The organism is Aeromonas sp. 160P, assembly GCF_055193095.1.
In genome coordinates this window covers 33,624-51,674 of sequence record NZ_JBUXKV010000001.1, presented here as the reverse complement: position 1 = coordinate 51,674, position 18,051 = coordinate 33,624, and the positions used below count along the sequence as shown (strand labels likewise).

Genomic DNA, 18,051 nt, shown 5'->3' with positions numbered 1-18,051 from the left:
TAAAAATCAAGAGCCGCCCCGGATGGGGCGGCCTCACATGAGCCGTGAATATGACTACTACAAGCTTGTCACTCACCGAGTTGCTGAACGTTCTGGGGTCACCGGAGCGCTTGACTGCACTCAAGGGGATCCGGCGCGGGATCGAGCGTGAATGTCTGCGCATCACCCCGGATGGCAAACTCGCCCAGAATAACCATCCCCGGGCGCTGGGCTCGGCCCTGACTCACCCCAATATCACCACCGATTACTCCGAGAGTCTGCTGGAGTTCATCACCCCGGCTACCGACTCCATCGATAGCCTGATGGAGCAGCTTGGTGATATCCATCACCATGTGATGCAGCATCTGGGTGAGGAGCGGATCTGGCCGCTCTCCATGCCCTGCTTCGTCGGTGGCGAGGAGAGCATCCGGCTGGCCCAATACGGCAGCTCCAACATCGGCAAAATGAAGACCCTCTACCGGCAGGGGTTGAAGAACCGCTACGGCAGCCTGATGCAGGTGATCGCCGGGGTGCACTTCAACTTCTCGATGCCGGACAGCTTCTGGAGCGAGTGGCAGGAGCTGGAGTGTGTCGGTTGCTGCAGCCAGCGCTTTATCTCCGACAAGTACATGGGGCTTATTCGCAACGTCTACCGCTTCGGCTGGCTAGTGCCCTATCTGTTTGGCGCATCGCCAGCCATCTGCGAATCCTTCCTCAAGGGGCGCAAGAGCAACCTGCCGTTCGAGAAGACCGGCAAGGGCACCCTCTATCTGCCTTACGCCACCGCGCTGCGTCTCTCTGATCTCGGTTACACCAACAGCGCCCAGGCGGGGCTCAAGATCAGCCACGACAATCTGCCGGCCTATGTCAGCAGCCTGCGCCGTGCCATCAACACCCACAATCCCGACTTTGCCAAGATCGGGGTCAAGGTGGATGGCGAGTACCGCCAGCTCAACGACAACGTGCTGCAGCTGGAGAACGAGTTGTACGCGCCGATCCGCCCCAAGCGCACCCCGCGCAGTGGTGAGAAGCCGTCCGATGCGCTGGATCAGCGCGGCATCGAATACATCGAACTGCGCACCGTGGACGTTAACCCCTTCACTCCGCTCGGCATTGATGCCGACCAGATCCGCTTCTTCGATCTGTTCCTGGTCTGGTGCTTGCTGCGCCCGTCCGCGCTGCAGAGTGACGAAGAGATTGCCCGCAACCGCCGCAACCAGAACAAGGTGGTGCTGGAAGGGCGTCGCCCCGGCCTAACGCTTGAAGATGAGCAGGGCAATGCCATTGGTCTTAAAGAGTACGGCCTTAAGCTATTCGACGAGCTGGCTGAGGTGGCCGACCTGCTGGATCGCTGCTGCGGCCGCAACCGCTATCGCGAGACGCTGGCGATGCATCGCGAGAAGCTGCTCAACCCCGAGCTCACCTACTCCGCCCGCATGCTCAAAGATCTGCTGGAGAGTGGTAAAGACAACGGCTGCTATGGCGACAAGCTGGCGACCCGCTATCGCGAGGAGCTGCTAGCCGCTGAATTGCAGTACTGGGATGAGGCCTATTTCGCCGGTGAGGCGAAGGATTCGCTGGCCAAGCAGCGGGAACGTGAGCGCAGCGACAGCCTGTCGTTCGACGACTTCCTGGCCGACTACTTCGGGACCAGCACGACGACAGCCTGATGCCAGGCACGCACAAACAAAAAGCCGCTCGAATGAGCGGCTTTTTTATTGCTTGGAATCTGAGCGTGATCAGGCGTGGTTATACATGGCCTCGATTTCGCGCTGGTATTTGGCCTCGATGATCTTGCGGCGCAGCTTCATGGTGGGGGTTATTTCCCCTAACTCCATGGAGAAGGCGCTCGGTAGCAGGGTGAACTTCTTCACCTGCTCGAACTTGGCCAGCTCTTTTTGCAGGTCCGCGATGCGGGCTTCGAAGAACTCCATTACCCGGGAGTTGCGCAGCAGCTCGCTCTTGTTCTGGTACTGCAGGTTGATGGAGCGGGCGTACTCCTCCAGCGACTCGAAGCAGGGGACAATCAGCGCCGAGACGAAGTGGCGGGCATCGGCGATGATGGCGATCTGCTCGATAAAGCGATCCTTGCCGATGGCGCCCTCGACCACTTGTGGCGCCACGTACTTGCCGTTGGAGGTCTTCATCAGCTCTTTCAGGCGCTCGGTGAAGTAGATATTACCCTTGCTGTCGAGATCACCGGCATCGCCGGTCCGCAGGAAGCCATCCTCGGTCATCACTTCGGCGGTGGCTTGCGGCTTGTTGTAGTAGCCACGCATTACGGTGGGCGAGCGCACCAGCAGTTCGTTGTTCTCCCCCAGCTTCACCTCGATCCCGTTCAAGACAGTACCGATGGAGCCCAGTTTGAACTGTTGATCTTCGTAGCAGCAGACGGTGGCGGTGGTCTCGGTCATGCCGTAGCCGTACTTGAGGTTAAGCCCCATGGCCTGGAAGAACAGGTTCACATCGTCGGCCAGACGGGCGCCCGCCACCGGCAGGAAGCGGGTGCGGCCGCCAAAACGGGCGCGCAGCTTGCGAAACACCAGCCGCTCGGCGAGCCAGAGCTGGGCATAGAGCTGGGGAGAGGCTGACTTGCCAGCCTGACGGGTGGCGACCATCTGTTTGCCGACCCGGGTAGCCCAGCCAAACAGGGCGCGACGGGGGGCGGGCGCTTGGGCAACTTTGGCCTGGATCATGGCGTAGGCCTTCTCGTAGAGGCGCGGCACGGCGCACATCACGGTCGGTTTCACCTCGTCAATCACCTCCATCACCTTCTGCGGATCGCGGATATAGACGTTCTCGCCGCCGCAATAGAGCACGTAGAAGCTCCAGACCCGCTCAAATACATGGCTCAGTGGCAGCATGCAGAGCGATACATCCTGCTCGTTCAAATCGAGGCGGCTATTGTGCATCTCGAAACAGGCAGCGATGTTGGCGAAATCGAGCATGACCCCTTTGGGCTCGCCGGTGGTGCCGGAGGTGTAGATCAGGGTCAGCAGATCGTCCATCCGGTACTGCTGCTCGCGCTCGCGCAGTTGCTGTTCACTGGGCTGGTGGTTGCCGGAGACCAGAAATTCCTGAAAGTAGCTCGCTTGCGGGCAGCCACGCAGATTGACGTTGCCATCGAGGGCGACGATTTGGCGGATCTCGCCATTTTGCAGCAGAGTCAGTGCCTGATCGAACTGGGGCTGTTCACCGACGAACAGGATGCCAATCTTGGCGTCACGCACGATATAGCGCACCTGATCCAGGGTACTGGTGGGATAGATGGGGACGCTGACGCCACGGGCGGCAAGGATGCCGAGATCAGCCTGGGTCCACTCTGGCATGTTGCGTGCGTAGATACCGACCATTTCGGTGGGCTGGTGACCACAGCGGATCAGTGCCTGGGCGCAGTAATCCATGGCCTGACCCAGGGTGCGCCAGCCGATGGCACGCCATTGACCATCTTGCTGAACCCGCAGGGCCGCCTTGTTACCAAGCTGGGTAATACGTTCACGCATCAGTCGAACCAGATGAAGCTTCGGCATCAGTCAAGCATCCTTTAATTACAGTTGTACGCCGGTTAGGGCACTAAAAATCGGGGTAGAGTTTAAACTCCAACATTACAGCTTACAAGTGTTCGCCGTTTGTCTTGGATCACAAAGCATGCAAATAGCTATGCCTTGGCGCAGGCTGGCCGATACTGCAGATCAGTAGCAGGAGGGTTAACGATATGAATCTGTGGGTGAAAGGGGCGTTGGCTGCGGTTGGGTTCATGGTGGTGGGTGGCGGTGCGGCCTGGTTTTTTGTGGGCCAAGCGCCGAAGGCCCCTGCCAATCCCTGGTATCAGGGGGCCGAGGGGTATCATCAGGCACAGCAACAAGCGTTGACCTTGGGCTATCCGCTGCTCTATGTGCTGGAGACCCCCAAGTGCCGCCGTTGTGGCGATTTGGAGAAGAAATTCTGGCAGAACAAGGAGATGGCTGACCCCTTGGCCAAGCTGGTGAAGGTACGGCTCAATCCGGGCAAGGGGGATGGCAGCGAGCAGATCTTGCGCCGCTTCCCCAAGGTGGCCACGCCGCCCGGCATTTATGTCCAGCAGCCGGGCCAGCCCCTCAAGCCCATCAAGATAGTGGTGGATATCGAACAGATCTGGATGCCGGGAAAAACCTGGCAGCGGGGCTTCTATATGCCGCTTTCCGCCGCTGGGTTCGAGGCTGTGCTCCACACCACCCTGGCGTTGCAGGATCCCGCGCTGGATAACGCGCCCCTGGATTGAAACGGGGCAAGGCGGTTTAGTGTGGTGAGATATGCAGGATCAGCCGAAGTCGAACAGCCGCGACATCAGTACCGCATCTTCCCGATCATTGCCGGTGCCATAGTAGTCGGCGCGGCGGCAATATTCGGCAAAGCCGGCGCCTTCGTAAAGGGAGATGGCGGTGTGATTGCCAGCCCGCACTTCGAGGAACCAGGCCTCTGCCCCGGCTTGCTTGCTGCGAGCCAGATAGGCCTGCAACAGCGCCCGTCCCAACCCCTTGCCCTGAAACGCCGGATGCACGCAGATGTTCATCAGCGAACTGTCACCGGCCACCAGATCCGAGATATAGAAGCCTGCCGGGCGACCGTCGATCAGCATCAAGCCATTGAGGTAGCGAGGACCGAAGCAGGAGAGCAGGTTGGCCTGACTCCACGGCTCCTTGTGAGCGGCTTGCTCGATGGGATAGACAAGCTCGAAATCGCTCTCGAGCAGGGGACGAAACTCAGGCATGGGGGCTCCGGGGTGCTGGATTGTGGGTGGCAGGGTCTGCCCGCGCGGTTTTTGTAAAATCAGGTAAAAAGAGCGGCATCGGTGAAGGGGCCTGAGGCATGATGCGAGATCACGCCGCGCTGGCCGCAAGGTGCTGGCGCAGCTGTTGCCACAGGGCGCGCTTTTGCGCGGCGCTGGGGACGAGCGGGCAGATCAGCGCATTTGGCCGCGCGGGGTTGGCATCGGTCAGCCAGAGCAGGGGCTGCTGGCCCGCCAATGGCAGGTCGGCTGGTGGCAGCTCGCTGAGCAGGGATACCTCGTCGAGAGTGACGCCCAGCAGGTGGCAGATATCCGCCAGCAGCGTGGTGACAGGCAGCTGGGGTGCTAGCAGCCAGAGTTTACCGGTGGGCAGCGGGGCGCTGATGGCAGACGTTGACTGACCGCTGTCTGCGGGCGTTTCCCTGATGCCAGACAGGGGGCCTTCGCCCAGCAATGCCGGACGACGCAGCTGCCAGCTTTGAATACCCATGCGGGTCAACATGCTCTGACGTACGGGATCTTGCATCGGGGGCGACTCACTCTTGATCTGCGTTGGAGAAAATAGTGCTGCGAAGGGTACACTCGAACCGCTTTTGCTGCACCCCTTTGCAAAGGGTTGTCAGCAAAACAGCGCTGGCAGCGGATCCTGGGGAGCTTGCGTTTTTTCCTGCCAGAGTCGGGTATTCTGCGGCAAGAGATACCAGAATAAATATCATAACAAGACAAAACCCAAGGCCGAGCAAATGGATATCGCGCCTTGGGGCTATCATCATCCCAGCTTCGGAACAGTCTCTATGTCGTCATTAGCTCAAGCACAGAACCCTGCGCGTGTCATTCCCATCCAGGAGCGGCTGCCTCGACTGCTGGCAGCCCTTGGCGAGGGACTCTATGAACGGCAGGATGCGTTGCGACTCGGTCTGCTGGCCGCTCTCAGCGGCGAGAGTCTTTTCTTGCTGGGGCCCCCCGGCATCGCCAAGAGTCTGATTGCCCGTCGGCTCAAGCTGGCGTTTCACGACGCGCGCCATTTCGAATACCTGATGACCCGTTTCAGTACGCCGGAGGAGGTGTTTGGCCCCCTCTCCATTCAGGCGTTGAAAGAGGATGGTAAATACCTGCGATTGACCAAAGGTTATCTGCCAGAGGCCGAGGTGGTGTTTCTCGACGAGATCTGGAAGGCGGGCCCAGCCATCCTCAACACCCTGCTCACCGCCATCAACGAACGGCAGTTTCGCAACGGCGACAGCCAGCACCCCATCCCGATGCGTTTATTGGTGACTGCCTCCAACGAGCTGCCAGCACCGGACAGCGGGCTGGAAGCGCTCTACGACCGGATGCTGGTGCGGATCTGGATGGATAGGGTGCAGGAGAAAGCGAACTTTCAGGCGATGCTGGCCAGCGATGGCCATGCCCACCAGAACCTGCCGGAATCCTTGCAGATCCGGGGGGATGAGTACGAGCAGTGGCAGAGTCAGATTGAGCAGGTACGGCTGCCGGATGCCTGCTTCGAGCTCATCTACCAACTGCGCCAGCAGCTCGACAGCCAGCTGGCCCACCGCTGCTATGTGTCGGACCGTCGCTGGAAGAAGGCGGTACGACTCATCAAGGCGAGCGCCTTCTTCAATGGCCGCGACGAAGTAGCCCCCCTCGACCTGCTGCTGTTCAAGGATTGCCTCTGGCATGACGAGGAGTCCCGCACCTCCCTGCTTGAGATGATGACCGAATTCTCCCGTCTCTATGGTTATCAGCAATTGGCGATGACCCGCCAGCTGCTGGCGCTGCGGGATCAGTTCAAACAGCTCAAACAGAGCGTGGCTCAACGGCTCTGTACTAAGGCCCGCCAGCGCAAGCAGTGGTTTGGCCGTCGGGCCCGGGGCATCGAGATCCCACTTGCCAATGCCAGACCCTTTGGCAAGCAGGTGCACTTCCATCTGCTCACTCCGGCACCGCTGGATAGCAGCGATCCCGAGCGGTTCACCAACACATTGGTGTTCGACCGCACCCTGCTCTCCCACTGGCACCCTACCGGCGAGGCATTGGTCGGCTATCAGTTTGGCAATCCAAAGGCAGGGCACTACGAGCTGGTGCTGGATGATGAGCTGCGGCTCCAGGTGCTCGATATCCAGCGCCAGCAGATCCCGCTGGTGTTGATGGAGCGCAACGCCATCCCCGAGGTGGTGCTGGAGCCCTGGTTGCAGGCGCTTGATGAGCAACTGCTCCGGGTCGGCAAGTTGATGCAAGAGCTCAAGCAGCAGCGCAGTCTGTTCGATCGTCATCAACAACACCTGTTTATCGCCTCACGCTGGCTGCAGCAGGTGGAAGACAGTTTCTTCGTGCTGAACCGGGATCTCGAACTGCTGCACAGCGAGCTGGCGCAGTGGCGCGAGCGGTTGCCAAGGTTGGACGAGTAAGGAGCGCTCATGCTTGAGATCGGCATGCTGGATCTGGGGCTCCTCATTGGTGAAGGGGAGCTGGCGGGTGAGATTGCGCTATTGCTGGCGGCGTCGCCCAAGATTTCCGAATTTATCCGGCGCTCTCCACTGCAGGGCAAACTGCTGAAAAAGCGCCTGCAGAGCTGGGGCGAGCAGCTTGGCGAGGAGATCCGCCACAAGCCGGTGCCGGTGGCGCTGGAGCAGGAGTACCTGCTCTATCAGGCGCACCGGCAACTGCCGATGACCGAGCTGATTGGCCGCCTGCCCGGCCTGCTGGAGTCGCTTGAGCAGTACAGCCCCTTCGCCGGTGAGGCCCGATCCTTGGTGCGCCAGCTGGCGGCCCACCCCACCGAGGGGCTGCGCCAGCTCTTTATCGACAAGTGGCGCGCCAGTCTGGTGGGGAGCCTGCTGCAACTGCAGCAACAGATCGCCGAGGCGGAGCGGGAAAAGCAGCGTCAGGAGATTGAAGATCAACTGTTGGCGAGCCGTACACTGGCCGATGCCCTCGATCCCAACCAGATTTCAGCAGGTGGTCTGTGGGATCTGGCGCAGGGGAGCTGGCACAAGCGCAGCCTGGTGCTGGTCAAGCAGTATGCGCGCATGTTGCAGCGTGAGCCGCTGCTGGCGGAGATCGCCGCTCTGCTCGGGCGCAGTGAGCGGGATCGGCGGGCGCAGGAGCAACCGGTGCCACCGGTCGAGGTGCTGGAGCTGGAGCCTGCCCCCAGCGATGATGTGCCGGACGATCTGGTGGGGATCCATCAGGCGAGCGATCTGATGCGGCTGCTGCCAAGCGAGGCGGTGATGCTGGCCTTGCCCGAGCTGGAGCTGGAGTTCTATCGCCGCTATCTGGAGCGGCGTCTGCTCAGCTACCAGTCGCGCGGGACGTTGCCGCGCCAGCGCATCATGCTACGTACCCCGGAGCAGGGGGGCCAGCAGTTGCAGCAACGCGGCCCTTTCATCGTCTGTGTCGATACCTCCGGCTCCATGGGGGGGTATCCCGAGGAGTGTGCCAAGGCGCTGTTTCTGGCGCTGCTCAAGGTGGCGATGGACGAGAAGCGCGGCTGCTACCTGATGCTCTTCTCCACCGAGGTGGCAACCCTCGAGATCACCGCTGAGACCGGTCTGGACAAGGCGGAACGCTTTCTCTCCATGAGTTTTCACGGCGGTACCGACCTGGTGCCCTGCCTGGAAAAAGCGCTGGCCAAGCTCGATGATCCCGCCTTTGCCAAGGCGGATGTGTTGGTCATCTCCGACTTTATCGCCCAGAGCTTGCCCCATCCCCTGCTCGATCAGATGAACCGCTATCGTCAACGCCAGACCCGTTTTCACGCCGTTGCCATGTCTCGCCACGCCAAACCGGCGCTGCTGCGGGTCTTTGACCGTAGCTGGCTGCTCGATTGTGGCCTGCGTGGCCGCCTGCTGCGCCGCTGGCAGCAGCACTGAATCCCCATTGTCGGGGGCATGTCATTCCCCCGCTATATCAGCAGTTTCTGCTCAGTGAACCCCGCCAGTCACCCAACGAACAGGTACTGCCCACTGTGACCTGAATCACGTTATTCAGTCACGGTCCAGTTAGCGAGGCTATAATCGCGCCCCCGCGATTTACTGAGAAAGACACCGCCAAGATGGGTATGCTCCATTTTTTCATCTGTTTACTGCTGATCACGGTTCCATCCATTGGGCGAGCGGATACCCTTGCACCATCGGCGTTCTTGCAAGAGCTGCAGGCGCTGGAGGCGGATTTCTCTTATAGCGAAGATTATCGCCAGCGGGTGGCTCAGCTGGTCAGCCAAAAAGATCAGCATTCGAGCGCAATCCAGAGCCGGATCGCCCAACTGCAGTGTGATTCATGGCCAGCCAACCATATAAGCGATTATCTGCAGGGGATCCGGTTTGCCGAGCGTGAACTGGGGATTATCAAGGGGCGCAAGGATCTTCATAGTGAAGCGGGGCTCCGGCTGTGTCGGGGCTGGTTCAGGCAGCGCCTTGGTGACATCGCCAAGGCCAAGGATGATTATGATGCCGCCCTGGCGATGGCCAGCCAGCTTGGCGCACTCCCGTTACAGGCCAAGGCCCGCAGTTATCTCGGTACCATGCTCGCTTCCCAAGGCGACATGCTGGAAGCGCTGCATCATCTCAAGCAGGCCAAGGCGCTCTATGATGGCATTGGCTTGACCCGCCTGAGCCTGCGCCAGCAAACCCTGATTGCTAACACCTATCGGCGGATGGGGAGCTACGTTCAGGCGGAAGTCCTGTTCGATGAGTTGCTGCTGAGCTATCGCAATAGCGGCGATGAGGGGGTGCTCAATGATCTGCGGGTCTACCAGGGCATCCTCTACACCAAGACTGGCCGTGATGATAAAGCCATTGCGCTACTGACCCTTGCCGAGTCCTATTTCATGGCACAGCAGCTGTGGATGGAGGTGAGCGAAGTCCGTTTATGGTGGGCCAATTCCCTGCTCGCTCAGGGTCGGGTAGATGAAGCCCTTTCCAAGGGGGACTGGCTTGATCTGCCACTACCGGACAATGAAGTTGAACCGATCCTGCTTGCCATGCGCAACTTGCTGCGGGGGGCAGTCATGGAGCACAAAGGGCTCTATCAGCAGGCGGTTGATTATATTGAACTGGCGGTGCCGACCCTGACGTCCGAGGCCCATCAGGAGATGCTGGCAAAAGCGTATCGCATTGAATCGTCAGCGCTGAAGTCGTTGGGCCGTTACCAGGCCAGCTTGCAAAAGCTGGAGCGGTATATCGAAACCTATCAGCAAGTTGAGCTGGAGCTGCAGGGGCATCGACGGCTGCAGATGCTGCTTGAGCAAGACCTGGCGCAACAGAAGCAGGAAAATGAGCGGCTGCAGGTGCGGCGCAAGATGCAGCAGCAAGAGTTGGTTGCGCTTGAGGCGGCACGCCGATGGCGGATGATGGCGGTTGTGCTCGGGGGCGGGATGCTGCTGCTGGTATTGCTCTATCAGTTGCAGCGTGGCCGCACCTTGCGTCAGTTGACTCTGACGGATGAGTTGACTGGTATCCAGAATCGCCGTCAGGTTCAGTTGCAAGCCGAGGCGCTGTTTCTGCGGGCCAAGAGCGGTCATCTCAATCATCTCTCCGTGCTTATCGTCGATATAGATCACTTCAAACGGGTAAACGACCGGTTGGGTCATCTGATGGGTGACAAGGTGCTGACCGAGGTTGCGCGCACCATATCAGCTTCGTTGCGAGGTCAGGATCGGGTTGGTCGCAACGGCGGAGAGGAGTTTATGGTGCTGCTGCCGGGGGCGCCGCTGGCAGCTGCGGGCGAAGTCGCAGAGCGGATCAGGTTGCAGGTGGCCAACCTGCGGGTGGATGGCGTGCCAGAATCTATGCCGATCCGGGTCAGCATAGGGTGTGCGCAATATGACCTGCGTGATGGCGAGTTATCCGGGTTGGTACACCGGGCGGATATGGCGATGTACCGGGCCAAGGAGCATGGGCGAGACCGGGTCGAACTGGCAAGCTAGCCGTTTGCGGCGGCCGATTTCTGCGCGGTCGACAGCTTGATGGCAGACCCTGCCTATCTGGTGCGGGTGGTCTGGCAAGCGGGGGATCTGGTCTGGCCGCCATGGCATCATGCCGTTAGAACGCGGGCTGGGTATTTTTCACTCGCGCGGGTATAATGTCGCGCAATTTTGCTTTGACTCAGGCGAGCAGACCCATGTAAGGCAAGGTACCCCATCATTACCATCACACTGCCGGGTGTTAGCGGCTATAGCTGTCATCAGGGCAGGTCAGGTACCATTGCGCACCAATATGCCGTGAGTCGAATGCGGCATCCCGGATGTATTCCCACGGTGACCGAGGTCACCGCTCAATAGAAGAATGTTGAATTATGTCAGCTGAATTTCTGAGTGAAGTCTCCAAGAGACGCACTTTTGCGATCATCTCGCACCCCGATGCGGGTAAAACCACCATCACCGAAAAAGTCCTGCTGTTCGGACAGGCCATTCAGCGCGCCGGTACCGTCAAGGGCCGTGGTTCAGGCCAGCATGCCAAGTCTGACTGGATGGAGATGGAGAAGCAGCGTGGTATCTCCATCACCACCTCGGTGATGCAGTTCCCCTACTCCAATTGTCTGGTCAACCTGCTCGACACCCCGGGTCACGAGGACTTCTCTGAAGATACCTACCGTACCCTGACGGCGGTCGACTGCTGCCTGATGGTGATCGACGCCGCCAAGGGTGTTGAAGACCGGACCCGCAAGCTGATGGAAGTAACCCGGCTGCGTGACACCCCGATCCTCACTTTCATGAACAAAATGGACCGCGAAGTACGCGACCCGATGGAAGTGATGGACGAGGTGGAGCGCGAGCTGAAGATCATGTGCGCCCCCATTACCTGGCCGATCAGCTGTGGTAAATCCTTCAAGGGTGTCTATCACCTCTACAAGGATGAGACCTATCTGTATCAGACTGGTCAGGGCCACACCATCCAGGAGAAGCGAGTAGTCAAGGGGCTGCATAACCCCGAGCTGGACGCTGCCATCGGCGAAGATCTGGCCGCCCAGTTGCGTGGCGAACTGGAGCTGGTGCAGGGTGCCTCTCCCGAGTTTGATCACGAGGCTTTTATCGCCGGTGAGATGACGCCGGTGTTCTTTGGTACTGCACTCGGTAACTTCGGTGTCGACCACATGCTGGATGGTCTGACTGACTGGGCACCGTCCCCGATGCCGCGCAAGGCCGAGAGCCGTGAAGTCGCCGCGACCGAGGAGAAATTCTCCGGCTTCGTATTCAAGATCCAGGCGAACATGGACCCGAAGCACCGCGACCGTATCGCCTTTATGCGAATCGTGTCAGGCACGTACAGCAAGGGCATGAAGATGCGCCACGTGCGGATCGGCAAGGATGTGAACATCTCCGACGCCGTGACCTTTATGGCCGGTGACCGCGAGCAGGCGGTTGAAGCCTGTGCCGGTGACATCATAGGTCTGCACAACCACGGCACCATCCAGATCGGTGACACCTTCACCCAGGGTGAGGATCTGAAATTCACCGGTATCCCGAACTTCGCACCGGAACTGTTCCGCCGCATCCGCCTGCGCGACCCGCTCAAGCAGAAGCAGCTGCTCAAGGGGCTGGTTCAGCTCTCCGAAGAGGGTGCAGTGCAGGTGTTCCGTCCGCTGATCAGCAACGATCTGATCGTTGGTGCGGTCGGTGTGCTGCAGTTTGACGTGGTGGTATCCCGTCTGAAGAGCGAATACAACGTCGAAGCGCTGTACGAGGCGGTCAACGTCTCCACCGCCCGCTGGGTGGAAGGGACCGACGTCAAGAAGTTCGAAGAGTTCAAGCGCAAGAACGAGGTTAACCTGGCTCTCGATGGCGGTGACAACCTCACCTATATCGCACCGACCATGGTCAACCTGCGACTGGCACAGGAGCGTCACCCCGACGTGGAGTTCCGCCAGACTCGCGAGCACTGATAACGGCTGGTTTGCCTGTTGGCAGATGATAAGAGACCTCGCTTCGGCGGGGTCTCTTTTTTGGTGCCATTTTGCCTGTTTAAGGAGAGGCGCTGGGGGCAATGGTCCCGCATATTGCCAGTCGCAAGCAGCCCTCACCCTAGCCCTCTCCCAGAGGGAGAGGGCTAGGGTGAGGGCTGCCCGAAAGATAGCGGAAGTGTTTTTGCTCCCTTCTCCCCTTGCGGGAGAAGGGTTGAGGATGAGGGGTGCTACTCCAGTGTCAGCACCATGCAGATTTCGCAATCCCCGTGGCCGGTACAGCCGAGGGGGCCGGGAAGATGTGCAAAGCCCAGTGATTCATAGAGGCTGGTGGCTTCCCGCAACACCTCTGTGGTCTCCAGATAGCAGCGTTGATAGCCGAGTGCCCGCGCCTCATCGATGGCCTGCAATACCAGCCGCTTGCCAAGGCCCAGTCCACGCAGGGTGGGCATAAAGTACATCTTCTGCAGCTCGCAGACCCCCTCTTCTCCCGCCAGCGGCGCTATACCGCCCCCGCCGAGGATGGAACCGTCCGGCCCTTCGATAACCCAGTAGCGGCTCTTCTCCCCCTGATAGCTTTGGGAGAGGGTGTCGAGATTGGGATCCGAGACCCCATAGCCTTTATCGGCGGTGAGGCCATATTCGGCCGATACGGCGCGGATCACCATGGCGATCTGGGGATTGTCCGCCGCCGTGATGGGGCGGATTTGGTAACCCTGCTGGCGGCGGGCGCGGGAGAGGGCGCTGCGATAGAGCAGCAACCCTTGCCACAGCTGCTCCCGCTCGGGCAGGCTCAACTGCGCTAGCATCTCCTCCATCGCTGCGTCCATCTCCAGGTGCAAGGTCAACAGCATGGCCTGGCCTTGTACGGTGAGGCGAGCCTCCTTGCTACGCCCGTCAAAGGGGTGCGGGTGCCAGCTTATCAGCTCCCGCTCGGCGAGGCGGGCCAGCGGGCGGCTGGCGTTGGATTTGTCGATGTGCAGTTTTTCTGCCAGCTGCTGGTTGGTGGCGGGGGCGTTCTCCAGCTCGATCAGCAGGTGCGCCTCAATGGGGGTGAGGGCCAGATTGCCGCACTGTTGGGAGAGCATGCCGAGTTCGCGCACCAGATCGCGTGACAGGGCGCGCAGGGGACGGGGATCCATATCGTGGTTTCCTTTTTAGTTGTGCATGACAACCAATATAGCATTAAGGTTGTGATGCGCAACCTTTTTGCCGCCATGGTGGCACCCAATGGCGAGCGGCAGCCAGGAGGTGCTGCCGCAGGCAAGCTGGTTCGTCAGGCGGCGGCTCTCACCCCCAGTTCCGGACGACGGGAGAAGCAGCGGGCGAGCAGTAGCATGGTGGCCACGCCTATGGTGCCCAACACCAGCCAGGGGAGGGCCGGTTGCCCCTGTTGCAGCGAGAAGTCATAGAGGGAGCCGCCACCCACATAGCCGGTCATGCCTCCCAGTGCCAACCCGAGGCGGCTGAAGCCCATGTAGCTGCCACGGGCATTGGGGTTGGCGAGCTTGGTCATCAGGGTCTCCCGCGCCGGTTCACAGATGATGATCCCCAGATAGAAGCAGGCCAGCAGTACGAAGATGCCGGAAAGGGTGCTGACAAAGGCAACCAGCCCGATCCCCACCGTCATCAGCAGGATACCCGCCATCAGCCGGTTCTCCAGCCGGAAGCGCCGCTCGCTGAAACGGGCGATGGGGTAGAGCAGCGCCAGCGAGAGCGCCGTTTCGAGGCTGTACATCCAGCCTACTGCCGTGGTGGTGCCAGCCAGTTGCTTGACCAGGATCGGGAAGATCAGCATCACCTGTACCCACAGCATGTAGTAGCCGCTCAGGATCAGTACCAGCCGACAGAAGGCGCGATCCGCCAGTACCTGCCCCAACCCTTCCCGCATCGGGGTCGGTTTGACGGAGATGCGATAGGCGGGCAGCAGGGTCCAGTTGCACAGGGCGGCCAAAGTGAAGAGCCCGGCCCCCAGCAGGCAGACATAGGTGAAGTCGAAGCGCAGCAGCCAACTGCCGAGCAGCGCGCCAGTCACAGCTCCTGCGCTTTCGAGCATCATCAGCAGGGAGATAAAGCGGCTCCGTTCACGAGGGCGGGTGAACTTGATCACCAGCGCTGCCCGTGGCGGGTCGAACAGGCAGCCGCCGAGGCCCGAGAGAAAACAGGAGAAGATCAGCATGGCGCCGCTGTCGGCCCAAGCCAGCGTGGCAAAGCCCACCGCTCGCAGCAACATGCCGGTGACGATCAGTGGGCGGGCCCCGAAGCGGTCGGCCAAGGATCCACCAAAGATCCCCAGCCCCTGCTGGGTCAGCTGGCGCAGACCGAGGGCCAGCCCCACCAGCCCCGCGGCCCAGCCAAGTTGATCGACGAAGCGCAGACTGATCATCGGCATCACCACAAAAAAACCCAGGATCACCAAGGTGGTATCCAATGCCAGAAACCAGCGTCCCCAAAATCTCGCCCTATCGACCATAACATCCTCTCATTCACAGATAACTTCATTCTGGAGAGGGTTTAGATATAGTGGTAGACGACAACTACCTATATTTCATATCAGGATTATTTATGTCTATGGATCTGGACGATCTGCAATTGCTGCTGGATGTCGCCGAGCTGGGCAGTTTCAGTCAGGCGGCGGCTATTCGTAGCTGGTCGCAGCCACTGGTGAGCCAACGGATTGCCCAGCTCGAACTCAGTCTCGGGGCGTCGCTGTTTCAGCGTCATCGGCGCGGGGTGACGCCGACTCGTGCCTGCGAGCAGTTTCTACCATCGGCCCGCTCGGCGCTGGCCACCCTGAGTGAGGGGCGACTGGCACTGCAGGGGGCGCCAGCCTTGCCTTGCATCCGTCTTGCCAGCCTGCCCTCTCTCACTGCTGTGGTATTCGGTTCCTTGTTGATGGAGCTGGTGGACGAGGCGTTCGAGATCCGCTGCACCACGGATCACTCCGGGGTCATCATGCAGGAGTTGTTGACCGGGGTGACCGATATCGGCTTTGTGCTCAAGTGTCCGCCGGTTGCAGGCTTGCAGATGGAGCTGCTCTGCTGTTCCCCCATCATTGCTATCGCCTCGCCACTGCACCCACTGGCGGGGCGCCCGGGTCTGACCCTGCAGGATATCGCCGATCAGCGGTTGGCACCCCAGGTGTGGGGCCCCGGTTGTGATTCCTTTATCCAGCAGTTGCGGCGACTGCGGCGGGCGGCAAGCCCCCTGCATGCGGTGCAGCCCGCCAGTGCGGCGCGGGATCTGGCGCTGGAGCACGGCTTTATCACCCTGATGCCGGAGCTGGCCATCAAGCGGGATCTGGAGGTGGGTCGGCTGGTCAGGCTCGATGTGCGTAATCTGCCGCAGGATCACTGGGACGTGATGATGGCCTGGCGCGGCGGCAAACGGCCCAATCCGGCCCGGGAAGCTGTGCTGGCCACCGCTCGTTCGCTGGCCAAACGCTGGCGTAATGAGTAGAAAGGTGCGGGACAATGCCCGCACCGGATGACTCAGTAGCTGGCCTTGAGGGTAACGCCACTGAATGCTGCAAACCCTGACAGTTGCACATGCCAGGTGCCAGCCTTGGGATTGGTGAATGAGCAGTTTTCATTATTGCCCCCCTGGTAGGGACGGCAGTCGTAACTGCTGCTAGTGGGGGAGCTGCCAAAGCGGACGTAGAGGTCGGCATCACCGGTGCCGCCGCTGCTGCTGATCTGCAGTGACCTGGTGCCAGCCGGTACGGTCAGGGTGTAGTTGAGCTTGCCTCCCCTGCTGGCGGCGAGGTTGCTCCTCGGCACGCCGTTTTGCAGCACATTGTCACTCGGTGGCGGCGTGGTGCCGCAGCTGGCATCGACCCCGACGGTCTGGAAGGCACGCGCCACATCCGCTTGGCTGTAACCCAGATCGGCGGTTGCCCGGCTGACGCCGCAGGCCCCTTGCTGGTAGTTGGTGTTGGCGCCCCAGTAGAGGCGGTTGGCCAGCACGAACACTTCAAACGCCTTGCGGGTGTTCCAGCCGCTGCTGGTGGCGAGCAGGTAGAAGGCGCGGTTGTAGACCCCGGAGCTGTGGTGCACATCCATCCCCTCCTGATAATCCGCCGCATGGCCGATGGACCTGCCATCCCGGGTTGGATCCTCGAAGTAGCGCAGGGAGCCGTTGCCCTTGAAGATCTGGGCGCCGACCAGCCAGTCGTTGCTCCCCTTCATGTAGAACTCGGCCGCTTCCCCCGCCATGTCGGAGAAGGCTTCATTGATGCCGCCGGATTGTCCTGAATAGACCAGCCCGGAGTTCTGTTCTGTGAAGCCGTGGCTCACTTCGTGGGCGGCGACATCGAGGCTCACCAGCGGGTGGAAGGTAGTGGCGCCATCACCAAAGGTCATCTGGCTGCCATCCCAGAAGGCATTCTCGTAATTCTTGCTGTAGTGAACCCGCATCTTCAGTTTGAAGGTGAGGGGCGCCGTGTTGTACCAGTTGCGGTACATGTCGAACACCACGTTGCCGAAATAGTGGGCGTCGTTGAGGGGGGAGTAGGCGCCGTTGATCTCCTTGACCCGGTTCTCCGGGCAGGTGAACTGGTGGATGGTGCCGCCAGAAGTGGCGTGGTTGAGGTTGATGGTATCGACGTTGGGGCTGGTCATCCGGCAGTTGTCATCGACGATCAGCGGGCCAAAGTCGGTGCCGTAGATGTATTTGCCGGTCTTGATGTTGCCCCCGGGGCCGCTGGCATTCTTGTGATTGATCCCCTCCCAGCGTTTGAGCTCTTCGCCGCTCTGGGCATCGAGAATGACGAAGGGGCGGCTGGGTTTGTCACCTTCGGCGACGAAGGAGACCTGATAGACCAGCCGGGCCAGCCCGTTCTCGTCCTGCATCACGTAGAGTTTGACCTGCTCGTTGCTCCCCTTGCTGCCCGCCTTGGCCTTGCTGGCGGCATCCTGTGGCGAGAGAGTGGTGGTCGGGCTTGCCACATCCTGATCGATCTGGCGCAGCATGCGCCCGCTGGCCTGCTGCAGCTGGCCGTTCAGGCTCTTGTCAGCCACAACCCCCTGACCCATCACCGGGATGCCGTTCCAGACCTGCTCGTAGCGGATCCGCTGCTGGCCATTGGGCAGTTTGACCACCCGCACCTGACGAAACTCGCCATCTTCCAGCTGCAAGGTGCCGCTCGCGGCACTGAGGCCTGTCATGGCCCGGATGCCGTTTGCCGTTACGTTGATCTCTACCTCTTGCGCCGCCAGTGCGGCGCCTCCCCAGCAGGCCAGCACAACGGCCAGATAAATTTTATTCATCTCTTCTTTCCTTAAATCGATGAGGTTGATGAACCGACCCATGGTCGGGCGCTTTGAAGCTAGTGCCGCTGAGGGAAAGTGCCCCCTGTCAAATGTGACAGCGCAGCACAAAGGGGGAGCAGGATCTGCCAAAGTGCC

Annotated in this window: 13 protein-coding genes; 7 read left to right on the top strand and 6 right to left on the bottom strand. The window is 60.5% G+C overall.

The window, feature by feature from the left end; translation table 11 throughout:
- Positions 1-50: 50 nt before the first annotated feature.
- A complete protein-coding gene (gshA, locus tag ACY8FN_RS00235) occupies positions 51-1,649 on the top strand; it encodes a glutamate--cysteine ligase (RefSeq protein WP_463098919.1) in 1,599 nt (532 codons plus the stop codon).
- Positions 1,650-1,718: 69 nt separating this feature from the next.
- On the opposite strand, the gene ACY8FN_RS00230 is transcribed toward gshA, so the two are convergent.
- A complete protein-coding gene (locus ACY8FN_RS00230; protein ID WP_101346306.1) occupies positions 1,719-3,509 on the bottom strand; it encodes an AMP-dependent synthetase/ligase in 1,791 nt (596 codons plus the stop codon).
- A gap of 185 nt (positions 3,510-3,694) precedes the next feature.
- On the opposite strand from ACY8FN_RS00230, the gene ACY8FN_RS00225 reads away from it, so the two are divergent.
- Positions 3,695-4,240 carry a thioredoxin domain-containing protein gene (locus tag ACY8FN_RS00225; RefSeq protein ID WP_463098918.1) on the top strand — a complete coding sequence of 182 codons (546 nt, stop codon included), beginning with the start codon at positions 3,695-3,697 and terminating at the stop codon, positions 4,238-4,240.
- 39 nt (positions 4,241-4,279) lie between these two features.
- Here ACY8FN_RS00225 and rimI read toward each other — a convergent pair whose 3' ends face one another.
- Positions 4,280-4,729: a ribosomal protein S18-alanine N-acetyltransferase gene (gene rimI / locus ACY8FN_RS00220; protein ID WP_463098917.1), complete on the bottom strand. Its 450-nt coding sequence runs from the start codon at positions 4,727-4,729 to the stop codon at positions 4,280-4,282.
- 109 nt (positions 4,730-4,838) lie between these two features.
- Positions 4,839-5,273, bottom strand: coding sequence for a DNA polymerase III subunit psi (locus ACY8FN_RS00215; RefSeq protein ID WP_463098916.1), 435 nt, complete (start codon positions 5,271-5,273; stop codon positions 4,839-4,841).
- Positions 5,274-5,541: 268 nt separating this feature from the next.
- On the opposite strand from ACY8FN_RS00215, the gene ACY8FN_RS00210 reads away from it, so the two are divergent.
- From ACY8FN_RS00210 to prfC, 4 genes are all read left to right on the top strand, one after another.
- Positions 5,542-7,155, top strand: coding sequence for an ATPase RavA domain-containing protein (locus tag ACY8FN_RS00210; protein ID WP_463098915.1), 1,614 nt, complete (start codon positions 5,542-5,544; stop codon positions 7,153-7,155).
- Between the two features lie 9 nt (positions 7,156-7,164).
- Positions 7,165-8,619: an ATPase RavA stimulator ViaA gene (gene viaA, locus ACY8FN_RS00205; RefSeq protein WP_463098914.1), complete on the top strand. Its 1,455-nt coding sequence runs from the start codon at positions 7,165-7,167 to the stop codon at positions 8,617-8,619.
- Between the two features lie 188 nt (positions 8,620-8,807).
- Entirely contained in the window at positions 8,808-10,673 is a 1,866-nt protein-coding gene (locus ACY8FN_RS00200; RefSeq protein ID WP_463098913.1) for a GGDEF domain-containing protein, read from the top strand.
- 365 nt (positions 10,674-11,038) lie between these two features.
- Entirely contained in the window at positions 11,039-12,628 is a 1,590-nt protein-coding gene (prfC, locus tag ACY8FN_RS00195; protein ID WP_101317961.1) for a peptide chain release factor 3, read from the top strand.
- Positions 12,629-12,876: 248 nt separating this feature from the next.
- Here prfC and ACY8FN_RS00190 read toward each other — a convergent pair whose 3' ends face one another.
- Positions 12,877-13,788, bottom strand: a complete 912-nt coding sequence (locus ACY8FN_RS00190; RefSeq protein ID WP_463098912.1) for a bifunctional helix-turn-helix transcriptional regulator/GNAT family N-acetyltransferase — start codon at positions 13,786-13,788, stop codon at positions 12,877-12,879.
- Between the two features lie 134 nt (positions 13,789-13,922).
- On the bottom strand, positions 13,923-15,119 hold the full coding sequence (mdtH, locus tag ACY8FN_RS00185) for a multidrug efflux MFS transporter MdtH (protein WP_463098911.1): 1,197 nt from the start codon (positions 15,117-15,119) through the stop codon (positions 13,923-13,925).
- A 92-nt stretch (positions 15,120-15,211) separates the two neighbouring features.
- Here mdtH and ACY8FN_RS00180 point away from each other — a divergent pair, with 92 nt between their 5' ends.
- Entirely contained in the window at positions 15,212-16,105 is an 894-nt protein-coding gene (locus ACY8FN_RS00180) for a LysR family transcriptional regulator (RefSeq protein ID WP_463098910.1), read from the top strand.
- 32 nt (positions 16,106-16,137) lie between these two features.
- Here ACY8FN_RS00180 and ACY8FN_RS00175 read toward each other — a convergent pair whose 3' ends face one another.
- On the bottom strand, positions 16,138-17,913 hold the full coding sequence (locus tag ACY8FN_RS00175; protein ID WP_463098909.1) for a M4 family metallopeptidase: 1,776 nt from the start codon (positions 17,911-17,913) through the stop codon (positions 16,138-16,140).
- Between the last annotated feature and the right edge of the window lie 138 nt (positions 17,914-18,051).

Bases quoted from the DNA above. Each gene is read 5' to 3' on its own strand.
- gshA (WP_463098919.1), top strand. From the start codon at position 51: ATGACTACTACAAGCTTGTCACTCACCGAGTTGCTGAACGTTCTGGGG.
- ACY8FN_RS00230 (WP_101346306.1), bottom strand. From the start codon at position 3,509: ATGCCGAAGCTTCATCTGGTTCGACTGATGCGTGAACGTATTACCCAG.
- ACY8FN_RS00225 (WP_463098918.1), top strand. From the start codon at position 3,695: ATGAATCTGTGGGTGAAAGGGGCGTTGGCTGCGGTTGGGTTCATGGTG.
- rimI (WP_463098917.1), bottom strand. From the start codon at position 4,729: ATGCCTGAGTTTCGTCCCCTGCTCGAGAGCGATTTCGAGCTTGTCTAT.
- ACY8FN_RS00215 (WP_463098916.1), bottom strand. From the start codon at position 5,273: ATGCAAGATCCCGTACGTCAGAGCATGTTGACCCGCATGGGTATTCAA.
- ACY8FN_RS00210 (WP_463098915.1), top strand. From the start codon at position 5,542: ATGTCGTCATTAGCTCAAGCACAGAACCCTGCGCGTGTCATTCCCATC.
- viaA (WP_463098914.1), top strand. From the start codon at position 7,165: ATGCTTGAGATCGGCATGCTGGATCTGGGGCTCCTCATTGGTGAAGGG.
- ACY8FN_RS00200 (WP_463098913.1), top strand. From the start codon at position 8,808: ATGCTCCATTTTTTCATCTGTTTACTGCTGATCACGGTTCCATCCATT.
- ACY8FN_RS00190 (WP_463098912.1), bottom strand. From the start codon at position 13,788: ATGGATCCCCGTCCCCTGCGCGCCCTGTCACGCGATCTGGTGCGCGAA.
- mdtH (WP_463098911.1), bottom strand. From the start codon at position 15,119: ATGGTCGATAGGGCGAGATTTTGGGGACGCTGGTTTCTGGCATTGGAT.
- ACY8FN_RS00180 (WP_463098910.1), top strand. From the start codon at position 15,212: ATGTCTATGGATCTGGACGATCTGCAATTGCTGCTGGATGTCGCCGAG.
- ACY8FN_RS00175 (WP_463098909.1), bottom strand. From the start codon at position 17,913: ATGAATAAAATTTATCTGGCCGTTGTGCTGGCCTGCTGGGGAGGCGCC.